Raw genomic sequence first — 20,101 nt, 5'->3', positions numbered from 1 at the left:
GACCGGTCAGCCGCGGAGCAGGCGCTCCTGCTCGGCCGCCCGCGCCTCGATCGCCAGATCGGGCTGGTCGGCGAAGACGCCGTCCACTCCCGAGCGGAGGATCATCGCGAACTCCTCCTGCCAGCCGCCGTACTCCGCCGGGTCCTTCCCGCGGCGGTGCACCTTCTCGAGGAACCGGTTCTCGGCGCGCAGCGTCCAGCAGTAGACCTCGAGCCCGGCCGCGTGCGCGTCCTCGACGAGCGGACCGGTCCCCGTCGCCCGGCCGGCCGCGTCCCGCGAGAAGAGCATGCTCTTGTCGACGCTGATCCCGTCGACGGCTCCGGCGAGGTTCCGCAGTCCCGCCGGCGTGGTGAAGGCGGAGTAGGGGGCCGCGTCGGCGCCGTGGGCGGCCACAAGGTCGGGCGGGGCGCCGCGCGACTCGAGCAGGTAGATCCGGCGGGTGCCGACTCCGCTCACCGCGAGCCGCTCCAGCACGGTCTTCTCGAAGCTCTCGATCGTGAGCCGCGGGTCGCGCGGACCCCAGCCCGCGGCGGCGAGCTCCTCGCGCAGCAGCACGTCCAGCGGCAGCCCGATCCCGGCGAAGTACGTCGCGTGCTTGATCTCGGCGACGAGCCCCGGCGGAGCGAGCGGATCGTCCTCCGCCGCCCGGTCCAGCAGCGCCAGCAGCTCCCTGAAGCGCAGCAGCGGGAACTGCCCGTCGAACGTGGCGCTGGAGCCGCGCACCGCCGGCAGCCGCTCGCGGGCCCGCAGCTCCGACAGCTCGTCCCAGGTGAAGTCCTCGGTGAACCAGCCGGTGATCTCGCGGCCGTCGATCCGCTTGGTGGTGCGGCGCGCAGCGAACTCCGGGCGCTTCTCGACGTCCGTCGTGCCGGAGATCTCGTTCTCGTGGCGGAGGACGAGCACGCCGTCGCGGGTCGCCACCAGATCGGGCTCGAGCGCATCGGCGCCCAGCGCGATCGCCAGCTCGTAGGCGGAGCGGGTGTGCTCCGGTCGGTAGCCGCTCGCTCCGCGGTGGCCGATGACGAGCGGTGACTGACGCGCGGGCATGCCGCGATCCTACGGGCGGCACTGCGCGGCTCGCAGCGGAGTCGAGGTCCGCTCGAAGAGAACAGCCAGACTCTGAGAGGTGCTCTCAGATATGGTGGTGTCCATCGTCGCAGTCCTCTCGGATCCGCGGCGCACCCCGCACCCACAGCGACTCAGATCCGCGAGTTCCCTCGGAGACCAGCGCACCTGAGAGAAGAGGAACCATGGCAAGCAACAATCCGGCCTTCGGACGCCCGGAGTTCAGCAACCGCGGCTACGCCGGCCGCGTGCAGGACCTCCCGGACGTCTCCCCCGGCACGCTCGACCAGATGTACTCCCGTCCGGCCGCCGGCTCCGTCGAGACCGACCGGATGACCGTCGAGGACACCCTCGCCAAGACCGCCCTCGCCTTCGTCGTGCTCCTCGCGGGTGCGGCCGTCGGCTGGTTCGTCCCGGGCCTGATGCTCCCCGCCGTGCTCGTCGCGCTGGTGCTGGGCATCGTCAACGCGTTCAAGAAGCAGCCGTCGCCCGCCCTGATCCTCGGCTACGCCGCGACCCAGGGCATCGCGGTCGGCGCGATCTCGAAGTTCTTCGAGAGCGCGTACGCCGGAGCGGTCGTCCAGGCCCTCATGGCGACCGTCATCGTGATCGGCGTCACCCTGGCGCTGTTCATGAACGGCAAGATCCGCACCTCGCCGAAGCTCAACAAGATCTTCTTCATCGGCATGATCAGCTACGCGGTGTTCTCGCTGGTGAACCTGGGCCTCGGCCTCTTCGGCGTCGGCGGCGGCTTCGGTCTCCGCACCGGCTTCATCGGCATCGTGATCGGCCTCATCGCCGTCGCGCTCGCCACGTACTCGCTCGTGATGGACTTCGAGTTCATCCAGCAGGGCGTGCGCAACCGCCTCCCCCGCATCTACGGCTGGACCGGCGCCTACGGCATCCTGGTCACCGTCGTCTGGATGTACCTGGAGATCCTGCGCCTCGTCGCGATCTTCCGCGAGTAGCACGGCGCACCACGTCCGACGGGCGCTCGACCTCCGGGTCGGGCGCCCGTCGTCGTTCCCGGCCCCACCGCCGTTCCCGGTGCACTGCCGGGAGCGCCTGGCACGATGGAGGGATGAGCGCCGCAGACTCCCGGATAGTCGGCCTCGACGTCGCACGCGGCCTGGCCGTCCTCGGCATGTTCGCCGCCCACCTCGCCCCCGTCGAGAGCGAGATGCTCTGGAACGGCCGCAGCTCCGTCCTCTTCGCCGTGCTGGCGGGAGTGTCGATCGGGCTGATGACGGGCGGCGCGCAGCGCTCCTCGCGGCCCTGGCACGACACGGGATCGATCCTGCTCCGCGGGCTGTACCTGCTCGTCATCGGCGTCGCCCTCACCCTGCTCGGGACGCCGATCGCGGTGATCCTGCCGCACTACGGGGTGATGTTCCTCGTCGCGGCGCTGCTGCTCTTCCTGCCGCGGGCGGTCCTCGCCCTGCTGGTCGCGGTCGCGGCGATCGCCGGGCCCCTCGCGGTCGACGCGCTGACGAGCGCCGGCGGCTCCTGGCTCTCGACCCTGTCGCCCGACGAGGCGCTCCTGGCCGCGCAGCCCCTCATCTGGCTCACCCAGTACTACCCGGTGCCGTCGTGGCTGGCGTACGTGGTACTCGGCCTCCTGATCGCGCGCTGCGACATCCGGTCCGCGACCACCCAGCGCTGGGTCGTCGTCGGCGGCGCCGTCTCGGCCGTGCTCGGCTACGGCGGCGGGCTGCTGCTCGGGGGTCCGGAGGCGGTGGAGGCGCACGCCAGCACCACCGCCGAGCTCCTCGGGGCGGGCGGGGTCGCCTGCGTGGTCCTCGGCGCGCTGACGGCTCTGCTGCAGCGGCTGCCGCTCCTGGCACGGGCGGCGACTCCGATCGCGGCCGTCGGTGCGATGCCGCTGACGATCTACTCGCTGCAGCTCGTGGCGCTGGCGGTGTACCTGGTCCCGTACGAGCCGTTCGAATTCGAGGCGTGGCGCAGCTGGGCGCTGCTCGGCGTCTTCGTGGTCGGCTCGATCGTCGCCGCTCTCCTCTGGAGGCGGCTCGTGGGGCAGGGCCCGCTGGAGTGGCTGCTCGCGCGCGCGTCGCTGCGGCCTCGGGGTCCGCGTCCGGCGCTGGGTTAGGGTGGCCGGATGATCACGCGTCGCGAGGCCGCTCAGCGCCTCGACATCCCCCTCGAGATGGCGACGCGGCACGGCATCCCCACCCGTCTGTCGGAGGAGGAGCTCGCCGCCCTCGAGCAGGATCCGCCCGCCTGGCTCGTCCAGTCGCGCGCGAACCGCACCGGCAGGCGTCCCGTGTGGGTAACCCTCGACTGCGCCGTCTGCGGCCGCTCCGAGGCCGCCCGCCCGAAGAAGTGGTGGCCCGAGTTCACGTTCCTCGTCTGCGAGGACCACTCCCCCGCCTCCTGGCCGCACCACCCCGAGGGCCACCGCCGCGACGAGTACGACGGCATCGGCACCCGCTTCATCGGCGTGCTCGACACCCCCGCCTGACCCGCGCTCGCGCGCCTGCCGCCTGCACCTCGGCCCCCGGACCAGCGCCGACCCGCGTTCCCCGACCGCTCGGCAGGAGCTCGCTTCTCCGCCGGCACCCCAGGAACGTCCCTGCAGGGCCACGTTCCGCTGACCGCCACTCGGAACGCCTCGCCAGGCACCGGTCAACCCCGACCGATCCCCCGGCCGAACCGCGGCCACCCGTTCCCTGAACAGCCACCTGAGCTCGTTCCCCGACCTGCATCCCGGGAACGGCCCCGCAGGGGCTCGTTCCCCTCTACCTGCACCCTGGAACGGCCCCGCAGGGGCTCGTTCCCCCACCCGCTCCCCTCAACAAGAAACGGCCCCCTTCGAAGGGAGCCGTTCCTGACGTTCCGCGGGTCTCCGCGCGGTCAGCTGCAAGGCGGAGAAGGGCGCGATACCGGAGGTATCGCAACCGCCGACAACGCCGCAGATGACCGTGCGGAGACCCGCGGAATCACTCCCACTCGATGGTGCCGGGGGGCTTGGACGTCACATCCAGCACCACCCGGTTCACGCCGCTCACCTCGTTGGTGATGCGGTTGGAGATTCTGGCGAGGAGGTCGTAGGGCAGGCGGGTCCAGTCGGCGGTCATCGCGTCTTCCGAGGAGACGGGGCGCAGGACGATGGGGTGGCCGTAGGTGCGGCCGTCGCCCTGGACTCCGACGGAGCGGACGTCGGCGAGGAGGACGACGGGGCACTGCCAGATCTCGGTGTCGAGGCCGGCGGCGGTGAGCTCGGCGCGGACGATGGCGTCGGCGTCCTGGAGGAGGTCGAGCCGCTCCTGGGTGACCTCGCCGACGATGCGGATGCCGAGGCCGGGTCCGGGGAAGGGCTGGCGGCCGACGATGACCTCGGGGAGGCCGAGCTCGCGGCCGATCGCGCGGACCTCGTCCTTGAAGAGGGTGCGGAGCGGCTCGACGAGGGCGAACTGCAGGTCCTCGGGGAGTCCGCCGACGTTGTGGTGGGACTTGATGTTGGCGGTGCCGGTCCCGCCGCCGGATTCGACGACGTCGGGGTAGAGCGTGCCCTGGACGAGGAAGTCGATCGTCTCGCCCTCGCCCTGCGCTTCGAGCACGAGCGCTTCGGCGGCGGCCTCGAAGGTGCGGATGAACTCGCGGCCGATGATCTTGCGCTTCTGCTCCGGGTCGCTGACGCCGGCGAGCGCGTCGAGGAACTGCTCGCGCGCGTCGACGGTGACCAGGCGGACGCCGGTCGCGGCGACGTAGTCCTCCTCGACCTGGCGGCGCTCGTCCTTGCGGAGGAGTCCGTGGTCGACGAAGACGCAGGTGAGCTGGTCGCCGATGGCACGGTGCACGATCGCAGCGGCGACGGCGGAGTCGACTCCGCCGGACAGGCCGCAGATGACGCGTCCGGTGCCGACCTGCTCGCGGATCACGGCGACCTGGTCGTCGATCACGTTGGAGGAGTTCCAGTCGGCCGGGATGCCCGCGGCGCGGTGGAGGAAGTTCTCGATGACGGCCTGGCCGTAGGCGGAGTGCTTGACCTCCGGGTGCCACTGCACGCCGTAGAGGCGGCGCTCGTCGTTGCCGAAGGCGGCGACCGGGGTGGAGCTCGTGGAGGCGAGGACCTCGAAGCCCTCGGGCGCCTGTGCGACCGAGTCGCCGTGGCTCATCCACACCGTCTGGTCGGCGGGCTGCTCGCCGAGGAGCACGCCACCGTCGGTCGAGAGGGCGGCGTCCGTCGCTCCGTACTCGCGCAGCCCGGTGTTGGCGACCTCGCCGCCGAGCGTCTTCGCCATCACCTGGAAGCCGTAGCAGATGCCCAGGACCGGGACCCCGAGGTCGAAGATCGCGGGGTCGAGCTGCGGGGCGCCCTCCTCGTACACGCTGGACGGGCCGCCCGAGAGGATGATGCCGACGGGCGACTTCGCGGCGATCTCGGCGGCCGTGGCGTTGGAGGGCACGATCTCGGAGTAGACGTTCGCCTCGCGGACTCGGCGGGCGATCAGCTGCGCGTACTGCGCGCCGAAGTCGACGACGAGGACGGGCTGCGCGGCCAGGTGCGGCTGGGGAGCGGTGGGCTGCTCGCTAATGGGGGGCCTCCACGGAGTCGGTCGGGGTCTTCGGGTCGGTGCCGGCGGTCCGGCGCTCGAGGTACTGCTCGACCTCGCGGGCGATGCGGGTCTCGACGAAGAAGGAGAGGGTGGGCACCACGCCGCCGAGCGCGATGAGCACGAAGCGCGTGAACGGCCAGCGCATGAGGCTCCACAGGCGGAAGTCGGCGAAGAGGTAGACGACGTAGAACCAGCCGTGCGCGATCAGGATGCCGGTGGACAGGTTCGCGCCGGTGCCGCTCGACCTGAACTCGCCTCCGGGCACCTCGTACATCGGGGCGAAGTGCAGGACGCCCTGCTGGCCGAAGGCGAACAGCTCGAGGTGGAAGACGTACTTGAGCAGCATCTCCGCGCAGAGCAGGAGCAGCATCACGCCGGTGATGATCGAGGTCACCCGGTAGAAGCGCAGCGCGCTCCGGATCGCAGGGAACTGCGCGGGCTTGGGCTCGAGGGGCATGACGACCAGTTTACGGTGCGGGGGCGGGGGCCTCGGCCCGGTCGCCCAGGTCGGCGCGGGCGCGCTCCTCGGCGTCGAGCGCCTCCTCGGCCTCGCGCTCCCACGCGTCCTTGACGAGGCGGAACCAGAGGTAGAGGGCGAAGCCGGCGAAGACGACCCACTCGATCGCGTAGAAGACGTTGAGCCAGTTCAGCGAGACGTCGCTCACGCGCGCCGGGGAGTCGATGGCCCCGAGTCCGGCGACCGGCTCGTCGACGACGACGTAGCCCTGGTAGACGTCCTGCGGCGGGTCCGGCCAGCGGTTGATCAGCGCGGGGACGGAGAGCGCGGTGAGGGTGGCGGGGTCCAGGCCCTCCGCCGGCGCCTCCGCGGCCTCGTTGGCCACGAGGCGGCCGGTGAAGGAGGAGGGCGCCTGCTCGCTCCCGCTGTTGAGCCCGTCCGCGACGGACTGCGCCTGCGTTTCGTCCTGCGTCCAGCCGTAGGCGAGCACCAGGTCGGCGTCGGCGGTGCGGGTACGGGCGATGACCCACCAGCCCGGCTGCTCGCCGTTCAGGCGGCCGCCGAGGATCTCGGCACCGCCCGGCACGAAGACGGACGAGCCCTCCACGCGCTGTCCGTCGGCGGTCGCCGTGATCGAGCGGGAGGGGGCCGCGACCTCGGCGAGCGGGAGCGTCGTCTCCGACACTCCGGAGTCGGGCGCGGCGGCTTCGACCGCGCGTCCGACCTGCCACTGCCCGAGCGCGGCGAAGAGCCCGGCGATCAGGAGTGCGAGCGCCAGCGCGGCGATCCAGCGCGGGCGCCGGGCCACCTGCCCGACCGTGCTCTGCGTCATTCGTCCCTCGTCCGCCCTCGATCCGTGCGGTGTCCCGCGGGCCGGATCGAGCCTAACCCGTGAGTGTGGGAGCTCCGTGGGATCAGTAGTCGGGCTCCCTCGGGCGGCGGGGCCGGGCGTCGTCGGCGCCGTCGGACTGCTGCATCGCCTGGTCGATGAGCGCCTGGCGCATCGGATCGGGGAACTCGTCGTCGAGCTCGTCCGGCTCCGCGGGGCGCCTCGGAGGAGCGGGGGCCTCCTCCGCGGAGACGGCGGGCGCGGCCATCGCCGCCTCCACGAGCGCGAAGTCCTCCTCGTCCATGGCCGTGGCCGCTGCGGGTGCCGGGCGGTGCCGCCGCCGCGAGAGGAACGCGCCGATGCTCTCGGAGCGCGAGGCGAGGATCGGCCCGACGATCGCCATGATCAGCACGTAGAGGCCGGCGAAGGGCTGGATCCGCTCGTCGAGCCCCGCCGAGAGCGAGAGCGTCGCCAGGATGAGCGCGAACTCGCCGCGGTTGTGCAGGATGAACGCCGCGTTCAGGCCCGCGCGCGGTCCGAGCTTGTTGAGCCACGCGACGAACTGCCCCGCGCCGAGGTTGAGGACGATGGTCATCACCGCGGCGATCAGCACCGGGACCACGACGCTCGGGAACGCGCCGGGATCCAGCCCGAGACCGAAGTTGACGAAGAAGAACGCGCCGAACACGTCGCGCAGCGGGATCGCGATGTGCTCGACCCTCGACCGGAACCGCGTCGCTCCGATGACCAGTCCGATCAGGAACGCGCCGATGGCGTCCGTCACTCCGAGGACCTCGCCGATGCCGCCGAACAGGATGGCGAGACCGAAGAACAGGATCGTGAACAGCTCGTCGTCGCGAGTGCGGAAGAAGCGGGAGACGACCTTCCCGCCCCAGCGGGCGATCGCGAACATCACCACGAGGAACGCGAACGCGATGACGAGCTTGAGCACCACCGGCCACGGCTCCGTCTCGCCCGAGAGCACGACGGACACGATCGCCAGGTAGACCGCGATGAAGATGTCCTCGACGACCGTGACGCCCAGGATCATCGGCGTCTCGGGGTTCGCCAGGCGCTTGAGCTCGATCAGCAGCTTGGTGACGATCGCGCTCGAGCTCGTCGCCGTGATGCCGGCGATGATCAGCGCCTCGCGGCTCCCCCAGCCCAGCGCGAAGCCGAAGCCGAGGCCGACGGCCATGTTGACCGCGATGTAGGAGCCGCCGGAGAGGATCAGGCGGCCGGCGTTCCCGAAGAACTCGTCCTGGTCGAACTCCAGGCCGAGGTTGAACAGCAGGAGTATCAGCCCGAAGACCGCGGTCAGCTCGATGTAGCTCGACTCGAAGTCGAGCGGGAAGAGGTGGAAGTTCGGGCTCGCGAGGAGCCCGACGACCATGTAGATCGGGATGGCCGGGAGCCCGATCGTCCTCCCCAGCCGGCCGAGGACGTAGGCGACGACGAACAGGACGCCGAGGACGATGAGGTCTTCGCCGTGGTGCATCCTCAGGCTCCGGGCGGGGCGTCGACCGTCTTGGCGAAGCTGCCGGTGCGGAAGAACGCGAACGCCTTGGCGACCTTCTCGGGGCTGCCGGCGACCACGAGGGTGTCGCCGGGGAAGACGCGGAAGTCGGGGGCCGGCGCCGGATTGGCGGCGTCGCCCCGGACCACGGCGACGACGGTCAGCCCGACGATCCCGCGGTCGGCGGGCTTGCCGAGCTGCTGTCCGGCGATGTGGTCGTCGTAGTCCACGGTGAACCAGTCGATCGAGAGGCCCGGGATCTGGTCGAGCGCGGTCAGCGACTCCGTGATCTGCGTGCCGCCGAGCAGCTCGGCGAGGGTGTGCGCCTCGTCGTCGCTCAGGCGGAGCGACACCTTGGCGCCGTCCTGGTCGCCCTCGGCGAACGTGATCAGGTCGCTGTGGCCGGAGCGGTGGGCGATGACCCCGACCTTGCCGCCGTCGGCCGTCAGGAACGTGTGCAGAACGCCGACACCGGGCAGTTTGACCCTGCGGACCTCGACCATGCGTGCTCCCTCCGCGCCGTGCGGCGCTCCCACTCGGGACTTCCAGCTTAGGCGCGTGCGGAGCCCTCCTGCCGAGGGAACCCCGACCCGTCGAGGGATCCCGCAGTTTCCCGGCGGCCTCGGCGGTCCTGCGTCCCTCGCTGTCCACAGGGGGTGGGGGGAGTCTCCACAGGAGGAGCGGAGGGAGGGAAAGGGGGGCGGAAGCGTGCAGTGGGGATCTATCGAGGCGGGGCGTGAGGCCGGTCGGACGAGTCCGTGCGGCTGCGCCGCGGTACGCGCGGACCGGCGAGTGGGCGGGGGCCTCCGCGGACGAGCGGCAGCGGGCGCGGATCGACGCCGTGGCCGCGACCTGGAGCGCGCCCTTCGTCCTCCGCGAGTCGGCGGCGGCGGCGGCGGTCCGGGACGCCCCTTGGTCGAGCCTCTTGCGGAGACCGTGCATGTCGAGGGGCGACGGACCCGGGCAGCCGGACGTGGAACGGCGTCGCGGAGCGCGCGTCCGCCCTCACCCGCACTGATCGACGGACTCGCCGTCTCGGATCTCGCGCAGACCACCGTCGATCCGAACCGACCCGGCGTTCCTCGGGGGCCGCTCGCCCGAGCTCGTGCTTCTCGCCGAGAAGCGCCGGGAAGACCGGATCCGCGCGCGCGGGTCCGCAGCGTCGTCCGCCGGGCTGGCGCGAGGCCTACGACGCCAGCCCGTCCGGCCGACCCGCGCCGGCGTCCGCCGCGTCCAGGGACCCCCGGGCCGTCGAGGGAGCCCGCTGTTCGCGGCGGCCTCGACGGTCAGGATCGCCTCGGTCGGTGAGCGTCAGCTGGGCTGGTACGGCGCGACGACGACCTCGACCCGCTGGAACTCCTTGAGGTCGGAGTAGCCGGTCGTCGCCATCGAGCGGCGCAGGGCGCCGATGAGATTCGCCGTGCCGTCGGCGCCGGTTGCCGGGCCGTAGAGGACCTGCTCGAGGGTGCCGACGGTGCCGACCTCGACGCGGCGGCCGCGCGGCAGCTGCGGGTGGTGCGCCTCCGCGCCCCAGTGCCAGCCCCCGCCGGGAGCGTCGGTCGCGCGGGCCAGCGCCGAGCCGAGCATCACGGCGTCCGCGCCCACCGCGACGGCCTTCACGATGTCGCCGGAGGTGCCGAGGCCGCCGTCCGCGATGACGTGCACGTAGCGTCCGCCCGACTCGTCGAGGTAGTCGCGGCGAGCGCCGGCGACATCGGCGACCGCGGTCGCCATCGGAGCCTGGATGCCGAGCGTCGTGCGGGTGGTGGAGGCGGCACCGCCGCCGAACCCGACGAGGACGCCCGCGGCGCCCGTGCGCATGAGGTGCAGGGCCGCGGTGTAGGTGGAGGCGCCGCCGACGATGACGGGCACGTCGAGCTCGTAGATGAACTTCTTGAGGTTCAGCGGCTCGGTGTCGCGCGAGACGTGCTCGGCCGAGACGGTCGTGCCGCGGATGACGAACACGTCGACCCCGGCGTCGACGACGGTCTGGTACAGCTCCGCGGTCCGCTGGGGCGACAGGGCCCCGGCGACGGTCACGCCCGCGGCGCGGATCTCGGCCAGGCGCGCGGTCACCAGCTCGGGGCGGATCGGAGCGGAGTAGATCTCCTGCATCCGCTGCGTCGCGGTCTCGGCCGGAAGCCGACGGATCTCCTCGAGCAGCGGCTCCGGGTCCTCGTACCGCGTCCACAGACCCTCGAGGTCGAGGACGCCCAGCGCCCCCAGATGCCCGAGCCGGATCGCCGTCGCCGGCGACACCACCGAGTCCATCGGCGCGGCGAGGATCGGCGTCGCGAACTGGTACGCGTCGATCGACCACTTCACCGACACGACCTCGGGGTCGCGCGTCCGGCGGCTCGGGACGACGGCGATGTCGTCGAAGGCGTACGCGCGGCGGGCGCGCTTGGCGCGCCCGATCTCGATCTCCATGACGCAGAGTTTACTGTGGCTCGCTCCTCGCTCCGCTCGTCGCTCGCCCGCGGTCGGCCCGAGCGGGCGGTCGCGTTCCCAAGAGCGTCCCGCGTCCGCGCTACGACGATCCGCTCGCACGCGGATCGCCGGTCACCGCTGAGCGGTATCAGCCGTGGCTCGCTCCTCGCTCCGCTCGCCGCTCGCCCGCGGTCGGCCCGAGCGGGCGGTCGCGTTCCGCAGAGCGTCACGCGTCCGCGCTACGCCGATCCGCTGGAAAGCGGATCGCTTGCTTCCGCTCCCACCGGGCTCCACACCAGGCCGCGATCGACGCGAGCGGGCGCACACCACCAGCAGGTGAAGCCTGCGCGGCCGCGACGACGACTTGCTGGGACACGGGACGCCAGTCCCCACTCCGTCGCGCTCACGCGGTGAGGCACGACCACTCCCCCGCATGCGGAAAGGCGGAGGCCCTCCCCCCGCAGTCGCGGCGGCGCCCCGCGCCGCTCGCGCTGCGTCCCCCGCCCCTCAGCCGAGAATCGGTGCTCGTCTCCCGGAGGGAGGCGGCGGATCGGGATCCCGGCCCCTCCGGCGTGGTGGGCGTATGGGCCGCAGGCCCATCGGGCAGAGGGGCCGCGATCCCGATCCGCCGCCGGCCCCCACCAGACCCCTCAGCGCCGGTAGTTCGGCGCCTCCACCACCATCTGCACATCGTGCGGGTGCGACTCCTTCAGCCCGGCCGCCGTGATGCGCACGAACTTCCCGCGCTCCTTCAGCTCGGGGATGGTGCGCGCTCCGACGTAGAACATCGACTGGCGGAGCCCGCCGGCGAGCTGGTACGCCACGTTCGCGAGCGGGCCGCGGTAGGGCACCTGGCCCTCGATGCCCTCGGCGATCAGCTTGTCGTCGGTGGGCACGTCCGACTGGAAGTAGCGGTCCTTCGAGTAGGAGGTCCGCTCGCCGCGGGTCTGCAGGGCGCCGAGGGAGCCCATGCCGCGGTAGGTCTTGAACTGCTTGCCGTTCTGGAACACGAGGTCGCCGGGGCTCTCCTCGCAGCCCGCGAGGAGCGAGCCGAGCATCACGGTGTCGGCGCCGGCGACGAGCGCCTTGGCGATGTCGCCGGAGTACTGGAGGCCGCCGTCGGCGATCACCGGCACGCCGGACTCGCGCGCGGCGAGGGACGCCTCGTAGACCGCGGTGACCTGCGGGACTCCGACGCCGGCGACGACGCGGGTGGTGCAGATCGAGCCGGGGCCGACGCCGACCTTGATGGCGTCGGCGCCCGCGTCGACGAGGGCCTGCGCCCCGGAGCGGGTCGCGACGTTGCCGCCGATGACGTCGACGCCGGCGAACGCGGAGTCGGACTTCAGGCGGCGGATGATGTCGAGCACGCCGGCGGAGTCGCCGTTGGCGGTGTCGACGACGATCACGTCGACTCCCGCGTCGAGCAGGGCGGTGGCGCGCTGCCAGGCGTCGCCGAAGAAGCCGATCGCGGCGCCGACCCGGAGGCGGCCCTCGTCGTCCTTCGTGGCGTTGGGGTACTGCTCCGACTTGTCGAAGTCCTTGACCGTGATGAGGCCGGCGAGCTTGCCCTGCGCGTCGACGAGCGGCAGCTTCTCGATCTTGTGCTGCGCGAAGAGGGCGATGACCTCGCTGTCGGGGATGCCGACGCGGCCCGTGATCAGGCCGGTGCTGGTCATCACGTCGCGGACGAGCGTGGTCGCCTTCTCGAACGGCGAGACGAAGCGCATGTCGCGGTTGGTGATGATGCCCACGAGCACGCCGGTGGAGTCGACGACGGGGAGGCCGCTGATCCGGTACTGGCCGCAGAGGTCGTCCACCTGGGCGACGGTGGCGTCCGGGGTGGTGGTGACGGGGTTCGAGACCATGCCCGACTCGCTCCGCTTCACCCGGTCGACCTGGTCGGCCTGGTCGGCGATGGAGAGGTTGCGGTGCAGGACGCCGAAGCCGCCCTGGCGGGCCATCGCGATCGCCATGCGCGCCTCGGTGACGGTGTCCATCGCCGCGGAGAGCAGCGGGGTCGCCACGCTGATGCGCTTGGTGAGACGGGAGGCCGTGTCGGCCTCGCTCGGGATGACGTCGGTGTGCCCCGGAAGGAGCATGACGTCGTCGTAGGTGAGTCCGAGGAATCCGAAGGGATCCGGCTGGTCCATCAATGCCCCTTAGCAGGTCGAGTGCGGGAGCCCGGAGAGGACGGGAGGAGTCCGCTCACGAGCGCCACGGTTGTTCGATCTTAAGCGCCGCAGGGCCCGCGGTATTCCTCGACGGCGCGGCCGCCGGGCCGCGGATGGGCGCTGGAGCGCTCTCCTCTCCCTCATAATGTCGTCACGCGTAAGTGCGGACGGTGAAACACCGCCGACACATGCGGAACGTATGGTCAACCAACGTTGTTTGACGACGGCGATTCGGGCGTGCCCGGAGACCCCATCCGTCTGTGCACCCTGACGAGAGGTAGACGTCTTGCTCACAGCCAGCCGTTCGATGCGCCGCCAGCGCTCGACGACCCTGCATCCGACGGACCGGGAGGCGCCCCGTGGATAGGAGACGCCCGAGGCTCCGAGACCGGCTCCTGGCCCTGGGTCTGCTCGCCGCGACCCTCACCGGGATCGCCGCGGCGGCCCCTGCCGCACTCGCCGCCACCACCGCCGACCAGTCGATCATCGCCTGGGTCCGCGTGCAGGGGACGAACGAGAACCTGACGGGGGTGACCGTCGAGATCGGCGGCGACGCCTCCGCGACCGTGACCACCGGCGAGGACGGCCGGGCCACGTTCCCCCTCGACGCCGCGGGCACCTACACGGTGACCGTCGACGAGGAGTCCCTGCCCGCCGACAAGGGCTACCCCGCCGCGGGTCAGAACCCGAAGCAGGTGAAGATCGTCGCCTCGCAGAACCAGATCGTGAACTTCATCGTCTCGACGGCCAACCCGAAGGGCTCCGGAGCGACCGTCCCGGTCCCGACGGACTCCGCGGCTCCGACGAGCCCCGCGACCGAGGGCACGACCGGCAACGACGCGACGAACCCCGACGGCACGTCCAATGCGGTGAACCAGCCGGTGTCGGCCGACACGTTCTGGATCATCTTCTGGCCGAAGGTCGTCACCGGCCTGATCTTCGGGCTCCTGATCGCCCTCGCGGCGATCGGCGCCTCGCTGATCTACGGCGTGACCGGCCTGAACAACTTCGCCCACGGCGAGCTGGTCACCTTCGGCGCGCTGATGGCGTACCTCTTCTCCGGGGTCTTCGGACTCCCGGCGCTGCTGGCCATCCCGATCGCGGTGATCCTCGGCGGGGCCTTCGGCTTCGTCCAGGACGGACTGCTCTGGAAGCCGCTGCGGAAGAAGGGCATCCAGCTCATCCCGCTGATGATCGTGACGATCGGCCTCTCGCTGGCCCTGCGCTACGTGTTCGTCTTCTTCTTCGGAGCCGACCGGCTCTCGCTCCCCAACAGCACCGCTCCGTTCTTCACGGTGCCGGAGCTCGGGATCAGCCTGAAGTTCACCGACATCGTCGGCGCCGTCGTCGGCGTCGTCTGCATCGTCGCCGTGGCCTACGTCCTCACGAAGACGAAGATCGGCAAGGCGATGCGGGCGGTCTCGGACAACCGGGCCCTCGCCTCCGCCTCGGGCATCAACGTCGAGCGCGTCATCCGCGTCGTCTGGGTGATGTCGGGCGCTCTCGCCGCGCTGGCGGGCGTCTACATCGGCTACTACCAGTCGCTGCGCTGGGACACGGGAGCGTCGATCCTGCTGCTGATCTTCGCGGCGATCACGCTCGGCGGACTCGGCTCCGCCTACGGCGCGCTGGTCGGCTCGCTCATCATCGGACTGATGATGAACATCTCGACGATCTGGATCCCGGAGAACCTCAAGTACGTGGCTCCGCTCGTTCTCATGATCATCATCCTCCTGGTCAGGCCGCAGGGAATCCTGGGCCGCAAGGAACGGATCGGCTAGGACACCATGAACCTCAACTTCATCTGGCTGGCGATCGGGCAGATCGTCGATCCCACTGTCGCCGCGTACGCGCTGGCGACCATCGGCCTGGTCATCCACTTCGGATTCACGGGGCTGCTCAACTTCGGACAGGCCGGCTTCATGGCAGTGGGCGGCTACGCCTTCGCCATCACCTCGGTCAAGTTCGAATGGCCCGTCTGGGGCTCCTTCCTCGCGACGATCGTCGCGGCGACCGTCTTCGCGCTCATCCTGGGCATCCCGACGCTGCGGCTGCGGGCCGACTACCTCTCGATCGTCACGATCGCGGCGGCGGAGATCATCCGGCTCTCGGTCAAGACCCCCGAGTTCTCGGCGATCACCGGCGGCTCGGAGGGCATCAACGGCGCGGCGAAGGCGTTCAACGACCTCAACCCGCTGCCCGAGGGCCGCTGGGGCATCGGCGTGCTCACCTACAGCCAGGACCAGTGGTGGGTGCGGATCGTCGGCTGGGGCCTCGTGCTCCTGGCCTGCCTCCTGGTGTTCCTCCTGATGCGCAGCCCCTGGGGTCGCGTCATCAAGGGCATCCGCGAGGACGAGGACGCCGTGCGCTCGCTCGGCAAGAACGTCTTCTCGTACAAGATCCAGGCGCTCATCCTGGGCGGCGTGCTCGGAGGCCTCGCAGGAGCGCTGTTCATCCTCCCCCGCTCGCTCCAGCCCGACAACTACGGCACCCAGCTCACGTTCTTCCTCTACACGATCATGCTGCTGGGCGGCGCCGCGACGGTCTTCGGACCCGTCGTCGGCTCGATCATCTTCTGGGTCGTCCTCGGTCTGACCGACGGACTGCTCACGCTCGGGATCGACACCGGGGTCCTCAACAACGACCTCATCCGCCTCACCACCGTGCAGACCGGACCCATCCGGTTCATCGTGGTGGGGGTAGCCCTCATGCTCCTGGTGATCTTCAGACCCCAGGGGATCTTCGGCAAGAAGAAGGATCTGCACTTTGCCTAAGACGCCGGTCTCGGACATCACCGAGGAAGCAATCGTCCCCGGGGTCAGGAAGAAGGACCCCATCGTCGTCGCCGACAACGTCAGCCGCCGCTTCGGCGGCCTGACCGCGGTCGACGTCGAGCACCTCGAGATCCCCCGCGGATCCATCACCGCCCTGATCGGCCCGAACGGGGCCGGCAAGACCACGTTCTTCAACCTGCTGACGGGCTTCGACAAGCCCAACACCGGCAAGTGGAACTTCAAGGGCAAGAACCTCGCCAACGTCCCGGCCTACCGGGTGTCGCGGATGGGCATGGTGCGCACGTTCCAGCTCACCAAGGCGCTCGGCGGCATGACGGTGCTCGAGAACATGCTGCTCGGCGCGAAGGGGCAGAAGGGCGAGAACATCTTCACCTCGCTCATCCGCCCGCTGTGGTCGAAGGAGGAGGACTCGATCGAGCAGCGCGCGATCCGCCTGCTCGAGAAGTTCAAGCTGGACACCAAGCGGGACGACTACGCGTCGAGCCTGTCGGGCGGCCAGAAGAAGCTGCTCGAGATGGCGCGGGCGCTGATGTCGGAGCCCGAGCTCGTCATGCTCGACGAGCCGATGGCCGGCGTGAACCCGGCGCTGACGCAGTCGCTCCTGGGTCACATCGTGAACCTGAAGGACGAGGGCATGACCGTGCTCTTCGTCGAGCACGACATGCACATGGTCAACACGATCGCCGACTGGGTGATCGTGATGGCCGAGGGCAAGGTCGTCGCCGAGGGCCCGCCCTCGACCGTGATGAACGACCCGGCCGTCATCGACGCGTACCTCGGCGCGCACCACGACACCGACCTGGGCACGATCGAGGGCCAGCTCGAGATCGCCGAGGAGATGGACTCCGACCTCGTCCGCGAGGACGTGGAGCGGCAGGCGGAGCAGGCCGGCGTCCCGACGCCCGGCCACGACGCTCCGGCCGCCGGAACGGCGTCCCCGTCGGCCTCCGCGCCGACGAGCGTCGCCCCGACGACCGACGCCCCGGCCGTCGAATTCGAGAAGGACGAGAGATGACCGCCGACACGACGACTCCGAACACCCTCGAGACGCACGATCTGCACGCGGGCTACGTGCCGGGGGTCAACATCCTCAACGGCTCGAACGTCTACGTGAAGCGCGGCGAGCTCGTCGGGATCATCGGCCCGAACGGTGCAGGCAAGTCGACGCTGCTGAAGGCGATGTTCGGCCTGGTCAACATCCGCCAGGGCACCGTCCTGCTGAACGGCGAGGACATCACCGGCCTCAAGGCCGACAAGCTGGTGTCCAAGGGCGTGGGCTTCGTGCCGCAGAACAACAACGTCTTCCCGTCGCTCACCATCGAGGAGAACCTCGAGATGGGCATGTACCAGAAGCCGAAGCTGTACAAGGAGCGGCTCGAGTTCGTCACCGAGCTCTTCCCGGAGCTCAGCAAGCGGCTCAAGCAGCGCTCGGGGTCGCTCTCGGGCGGTGAGCGCCAGATGGTGGCGATGTCGCGGGCTCTGATGATGGACCCGTCGATGCTGCTGCTCGACGAGCCCAGCGCCGGCCTGTCCCCGATGCGGCAGGACGAGACCTTCGTCAACGTGCAGCGGATCAACCGCGCGGGCGTCTCGATCATGATCGTCGAGCAGAACGCGCGGCGGGCGCTGCAGATCTGCGACCGCGGCTACGTCCTCGACCAGGGCCGCGACGCCTACGAGGGCGCGGGCCGGGAGCTGATGAACGATCCGAAGGTCATCGAGCTCTACCTGGGCACGCTCGCGACGACCAACGAGGTCACCACGAGCACCCCGACCGTCGGCGGCTGACCCCCGCTGCGAAGGGCCCGTCGTCTCCGGACGGCGGGCCCTTCGTCGTTGCCGGGGCGCGGAGCGGGCGCGAGCGGGCCGAGGGGCCGGTGCGGCTCCGGGGCGGAGGCGGGGCCGCTCGCGCAGGGCGCCGGGCGGCTCGGAGACCACTCCGAGCAGGGCGGGAAGGCAGGCGGCTCGGTGCCCGGAGACGCGCCGGCAAGGGGTGCCGCAGAAGGGAGGCGGGGGGCCGCTCTCCCGGCGCGGACAGGCCTTCACCGGTCTCTCCGCGATGCCCGCCGAACCCCCGGAAAGTCGGCGGAACGGCGGGCCGGACCCTCGGTCTCCTGTCCGCGGGACGAGGGCAGGACAGCGAGAGTCTCTCCGCACCAGCGACACCCACGAGGGGGACAGGATATCGCCCTGCCTGCCGTAGTTTTGGGGACACGGGACAGCCCTGCAGGGGGACGTCCCGCTCCCCTCTCCCCCGGTAGGGACCGCGATCGGCCGCCGATCTCCTCCCCTCCCCGCAGCGCCTCGAGCGCCGCGTCGTCCGCCTCGAAGGAGCCGACCATGAAGAGATACACCCCCGCCCCTGTGGAACTCGGAGCCGGCTTCGGCACCGGTGCGATCGGCGACTACGAGCGCTGGCGCGTCGTCGGCGTCTACGCCCAGGTCGTCATCGCCGAGACCACCGGCGGCAAGCGCCGCAACTACAGCCGTTCCTTCGTCACGTACCGCCTGGCGCAGGAGGCGGAGCTGCTCCGCGCCTCCTAGGCCCTCCGCACTCCACGAGCGCGCGTCCTCCCACTGGAGGGCGCGCGCTTCTGCGTTCCCGCTCGACGTCGTCGCTCCCGCCCGCGGTTCGGCAGGGCGCCCCCTCGAGGCCGGGAGAGGCGCTCGGAGGCGCGTACAGGCAGTCAGAGCCGCTCCTCCTCCCGGGTGGCTCCTCGACGCCACGCCGGGCCCTGGACGCCGCGGAGCCGTCCGCCCGCACCCGACAGCGGCCACCCTCCCGGACGACCGCCGCGCCTCGCTGCGTCCGCACGACCGGCGCGTCTCCTGCTCTCCGCTCCGGGAACGGCGGAGGGGCCCGGTCCGAAGACCGAGCCCCTCAGGGATGCGGCAGGAGCCGCGTCACCGCGTCGTCAGTTCAGCGAACCCTCGACGGTCTCCTCGAAGGAGGTGGTGTTGCCCGTGCCGTACTTGTAGATCGAGACCGAGGCCTCGCTGGTGTCGCCGTTCTCGTCGAACGAGATCGGGCCGGAGAGGCCGTCGTAGTCGACGTCCTCGCCGTCGGCGATGAGCTTCGCGCAGTCGGCGAAGGTCGTGCACTTGGTGCCGCCCTCCGAGACCGACATGAGGTTGTCGCGGATGGTCGCACCGTCCGTCGCCTTGCCCTGGAGCGCGGCGAGAGCGGTCAGGACCGTGGCGTCGTACGACTCCGGCGCGTAGCTGAACACGGTCAGCGCGTCGTTGCCCTGCGACTCGACGAGCGACTGCAGCTTGCCCTGGAAGTCCTCGGACGCCTGGACGCCCGGGTTGGTGAACTGGGCGCCGGCGATGTCGACGTTGGTGTCGGACTCGCCGATGACGCCGTAGTTGCCGTCCGTGCCGTAGAGCTTCGAGAAGTCGAAGCCCTTGGCCGAGAGCTGCTCCGCGATGGTCTTGATCTCGTCGAACGAGATGACGACCAGCGCGTCGGGGTTCGGGGCGAGGACCGAGGTCAGCGCCGAGTTGAAATCGGTCGAGGCCGGCTCGAAGATCTCCTCGGCCGCGACGGATGCTCCGCCCGCCTCGAGGGTCTCCTTGATGTTCTTCTCGAGGCCGGTGCCGTACGCGTCGTTCATGTACAGGATCGAGACGTTGGTCTTGCCGTCGCCGAGGATCTTGTTGCCGAGGATTCGGCCCTGGAGCACGTCCGAGGGAGCGGTGCGCCAGTAGTAGCCGTCGTCGTCGTAGGTCGTGAAGTCCGGCGAGGTGTTGGCCGGCGAGATCTGGACGACGCCCGCCTGGGTCACCTGGTCGATGAAGGTCTTCGAGACGCCCGAGGACGCCGCGCCGATGATGGCGGAGACGTTGTCGGCGATGAGGGACGTGGCCGACTGCGTCGCGATGTCGGTCGTGGTGTCGCCCGAGTCCTTCTGCTCCACGTCGATCGTGATGCCGGCCTTGGCGTCGTTGATGTCGACGACCGCCTGGTCGACGCCCGCGATCTCGGGCGGGCCGAGGACGGCGAGGGTGCCGGTCTGCGGGAGGATCGTGCCGATCTTGAGGGACAGGTCGCCCGAGCCGCTGTCGCCGCTCGATCCGCTGTCGCCGCCGCCGGCGCAGCCGGCGAGGACGAGAGCGCTGGCGCCCAGAATGGCGACGCCGCCGAGGGTTGCCCGGAGGGACCGCGCGCGGGCCGAGCCGGCCTTCGCGTAAACGCCCATGTTGCTCCTTGAGAGGTGTGTGTCAGTGGGAGCGGCGCCGGTGGCAACCGCTCGGC

General features: G+C 70.8%; 17 protein-coding genes. 8 read left to right on the top strand and 9 right to left on the bottom strand.

Going from position 1 to position 20,101, the window contains the following annotated elements; genetic code table 11:
- Positions 1 to 6: 6 nt before the first annotated feature.
- Complete coding sequence (locus tag C5C82_RS01140) at positions 7 to 1,047, bottom strand: glycerophosphodiester phosphodiesterase family protein (protein WP_104349518.1); 1,041 nt, start codon at positions 1,045 to 1,047, stop codon at positions 7 to 9.
- A gap of 203 nt (positions 1,048 to 1,250) precedes the next feature.
- Here C5C82_RS01140 and C5C82_RS01135 point away from each other — a divergent pair, with 203 nt between their 5' ends.
- From C5C82_RS01135 to C5C82_RS01125, 3 genes are all read left to right on the top strand, one after another.
- The gene (locus tag C5C82_RS01135) at positions 1,251 to 2,033 is read left to right on the top strand and encodes a Bax inhibitor-1/YccA family protein (RefSeq protein WP_104224741.1); all 783 of its coding nucleotides are present in this window, start codon (positions 1,251 to 1,253) and stop codon (positions 2,031 to 2,033) included.
- A gap of 113 nt (positions 2,034 to 2,146) precedes the next feature.
- Positions 2,147 to 3,172, top strand: coding sequence for a DUF418 domain-containing protein (locus C5C82_RS01130; protein ID WP_104354483.1), 1,026 nt, complete (start codon positions 2,147 to 2,149; stop codon positions 3,170 to 3,172).
- A 9-nt stretch (positions 3,173 to 3,181) separates the two neighbouring features.
- A complete protein-coding gene (locus C5C82_RS01125; RefSeq protein WP_104224739.1) occupies positions 3,182 to 3,544 on the top strand; it encodes a DUF5997 family protein in 363 nt (120 codons plus the stop codon).
- 478 nt (positions 3,545 to 4,022) lie between these two features.
- Here C5C82_RS01125 and guaA read toward each other — a convergent pair whose 3' ends face one another.
- The 7 genes from guaA to guaB all read right to left on the bottom strand — a co-directional run bounded on the left by guaA (position 4,023) and on the right by guaB (position 13,027).
- Complete coding sequence (guaA, locus tag C5C82_RS01120) at positions 4,023 to 5,588, bottom strand: glutamine-hydrolyzing GMP synthase (protein ID WP_104227304.1); 1,566 nt, start codon at positions 5,586 to 5,588, stop codon at positions 4,023 to 4,025.
- Between the two features lie 28 nt (positions 5,589 to 5,616).
- On the bottom strand, positions 5,617 to 6,099 hold the full coding sequence (locus C5C82_RS01115; protein ID WP_104256110.1) for a DUF3817 domain-containing protein: 483 nt from the start codon (positions 6,097 to 6,099) through the stop codon (positions 5,617 to 5,619).
- 10 nt (positions 6,100 to 6,109) lie between these two features.
- Positions 6,110 to 6,931, bottom strand: a complete 822-nt coding sequence (locus C5C82_RS01110) for an SURF1 family cytochrome oxidase biogenesis protein (protein ID WP_104354482.1) — start codon at positions 6,929 to 6,931, stop codon at positions 6,110 to 6,112.
- Positions 6,932 to 7,013: 82 nt separating this feature from the next.
- On the bottom strand, positions 7,014 to 8,426 hold the full coding sequence (locus tag C5C82_RS01105) for a cation:proton antiporter (RefSeq protein ID WP_104234167.1): 1,413 nt from the start codon (positions 8,424 to 8,426) through the stop codon (positions 7,014 to 7,016).
- 2 nt (positions 8,427 to 8,428) lie between these two features.
- Positions 8,429 to 8,947, bottom strand: a complete 519-nt coding sequence (locus C5C82_RS01100) for a cation:proton antiporter regulatory subunit (protein ID WP_068256939.1) — start codon at positions 8,945 to 8,947, stop codon at positions 8,429 to 8,431.
- An 808-nt stretch (positions 8,948 to 9,755) separates the two neighbouring features.
- Entirely contained in the window at positions 9,756 to 10,874 is a 1,119-nt protein-coding gene (locus C5C82_RS01095; RefSeq protein ID WP_104224734.1) for a GuaB3 family IMP dehydrogenase-related protein, read from the bottom strand.
- A gap of 650 nt (positions 10,875 to 11,524) precedes the next feature.
- Entirely contained in the window at positions 11,525 to 13,027 is a 1,503-nt protein-coding gene (gene guaB, locus C5C82_RS01090; protein ID WP_104256107.1) for an IMP dehydrogenase, read from the bottom strand.
- 380 nt (positions 13,028 to 13,407) lie between these two features.
- Between guaB and C5C82_RS01085 the strand changes: the two genes are divergently transcribed.
- The 5 genes from C5C82_RS01085 (at position 13,408) to C5C82_RS01065 (ending at position 18,387) form a co-directional block, all read left to right on the top strand.
- On the top strand, positions 13,408 to 14,829 hold the full coding sequence (locus tag C5C82_RS01085; protein ID WP_104224732.1) for a branched-chain amino acid ABC transporter permease: 1,422 nt from the start codon (positions 13,408 to 13,410) through the stop codon (positions 14,827 to 14,829).
- Between the two features lie 6 nt (positions 14,830 to 14,835).
- Positions 14,836 to 15,822 carry a branched-chain amino acid ABC transporter permease gene (locus C5C82_RS01080; protein ID WP_104224731.1) on the top strand — a complete coding sequence of 329 codons (987 nt, stop codon included), beginning with the start codon at positions 14,836 to 14,838 and terminating at the stop codon, positions 15,820 to 15,822.
- Positions 15,815 to 16,858, top strand: a complete 1,044-nt coding sequence (locus tag C5C82_RS01075; protein ID WP_104224730.1) for an ABC transporter ATP-binding protein — start codon at positions 15,815 to 15,817, stop codon at positions 16,856 to 16,858. Before C5C82_RS01080 ends, C5C82_RS01075 begins: the two co-directional genes overlap by 8 nt.
- The gene (locus tag C5C82_RS01070) at positions 16,855 to 17,631 is read left to right on the top strand and encodes an ABC transporter ATP-binding protein (RefSeq protein ID WP_104224729.1); all 777 of its coding nucleotides are present in this window, start codon (positions 16,855 to 16,857) and stop codon (positions 17,629 to 17,631) included. The genes C5C82_RS01075 and C5C82_RS01070 overlap by 4 nt, the downstream gene beginning before the upstream one ends.
- A 552-nt stretch (positions 17,632 to 18,183) precedes the next feature.
- Positions 18,184 to 18,387 (top strand): hypothetical protein, encoded by a 204-nt coding sequence (locus C5C82_RS01065; RefSeq protein ID WP_146076626.1) that lies wholly within the window; start codon positions 18,184 to 18,186, stop codon positions 18,385 to 18,387.
- Positions 18,388 to 18,758: 371 nt separating this feature from the next.
- Here the strand turns inward: C5C82_RS01065 and C5C82_RS01060 are convergent, their stop codons facing one another.
- Positions 18,759 to 20,045 carry an ABC transporter substrate-binding protein gene (locus C5C82_RS01060; protein ID WP_104234163.1) on the bottom strand — a complete coding sequence of 429 codons (1,287 nt, stop codon included), beginning with the start codon at positions 20,043 to 20,045 and terminating at the stop codon, positions 18,759 to 18,761.
- Between the last annotated feature and the right edge of the window lie 56 nt (positions 20,046 to 20,101).

It is taken from the genome of Rathayibacter sp. AY1D5 (assembly GCF_002932515.1).
Classification (GTDB): Bacteria; Actinomycetota; Actinomycetes; order Actinomycetales; family Microbacteriaceae; genus Rathayibacter.
The sequence above is the reverse complement of the archived record's forward strand: the minus strand, read 5'-3'. Positions and strand labels throughout refer to the sequence as shown.

What these genes read in the sequence shown, in the direction of transcription:
- C5C82_RS01140 (WP_104349518.1), bottom strand. Translation starts at nt 1,047, where the DNA reads ATGCCCGCGCGTCAGTCACCGCTCGTCATCGGCCACCGCGGAGCGAGC.
- C5C82_RS01135 (WP_104224741.1), top strand. Translation starts at nt 1,251, where the DNA reads ATGGCAAGCAACAATCCGGCCTTCGGACGCCCGGAGTTCAGCAACCGC.
- C5C82_RS01130 (WP_104354483.1), top strand. Translation starts at nt 2,147, where the DNA reads ATGAGCGCCGCAGACTCCCGGATAGTCGGCCTCGACGTCGCACGCGGC.
- C5C82_RS01125 (WP_104224739.1), top strand. Translation starts at nt 3,182, where the DNA reads ATGATCACGCGTCGCGAGGCCGCTCAGCGCCTCGACATCCCCCTCGAG.
- C5C82_RS01115 (WP_104256110.1), bottom strand. Translation starts at nt 6,099, where the DNA reads ATGCCCCTCGAGCCCAAGCCCGCGCAGTTCCCTGCGATCCGGAGCGCG.
- C5C82_RS01110 (WP_104354482.1), bottom strand. Translation starts at nt 6,931, where the DNA reads ATGACGCAGAGCACGGTCGGGCAGGTGGCCCGGCGCCCGCGCTGGATC.
- C5C82_RS01105 (WP_104234167.1), bottom strand. Translation starts at nt 8,426, where the DNA reads ATGCACCACGGCGAAGACCTCATCGTCCTCGGCGTCCTGTTCGTCGTC.
- C5C82_RS01100 (WP_068256939.1), bottom strand. Translation starts at nt 8,947, where the DNA reads ATGGTCGAGGTCCGCAGGGTCAAACTGCCCGGTGTCGGCGTTCTGCAC.
- C5C82_RS01095 (WP_104224734.1), bottom strand. Translation starts at nt 10,874, where the DNA reads ATGGAGATCGAGATCGGGCGCGCCAAGCGCGCCCGCCGCGCGTACGCC.
- guaB (WP_104256107.1), bottom strand. Translation starts at nt 13,027, where the DNA reads ATGGACCAGCCGGATCCCTTCGGATTCCTCGGACTCACCTACGACGAC.
- C5C82_RS01080 (WP_104224731.1), top strand. Translation starts at nt 14,836, where the DNA reads ATGAACCTCAACTTCATCTGGCTGGCGATCGGGCAGATCGTCGATCCC.
- C5C82_RS01070 (WP_104224729.1), top strand. Translation starts at nt 16,855, where the DNA reads ATGACCGCCGACACGACGACTCCGAACACCCTCGAGACGCACGATCTG.
- C5C82_RS01065 (WP_146076626.1), top strand. Translation starts at nt 18,184, where the DNA reads ATGAAGAGATACACCCCCGCCCCTGTGGAACTCGGAGCCGGCTTCGGC.
- C5C82_RS01060 (WP_104234163.1), bottom strand. Translation starts at nt 20,045, where the DNA reads ATGGGCGTTTACGCGAAGGCCGGCTCGGCCCGCGCGCGGTCCCTCCGG.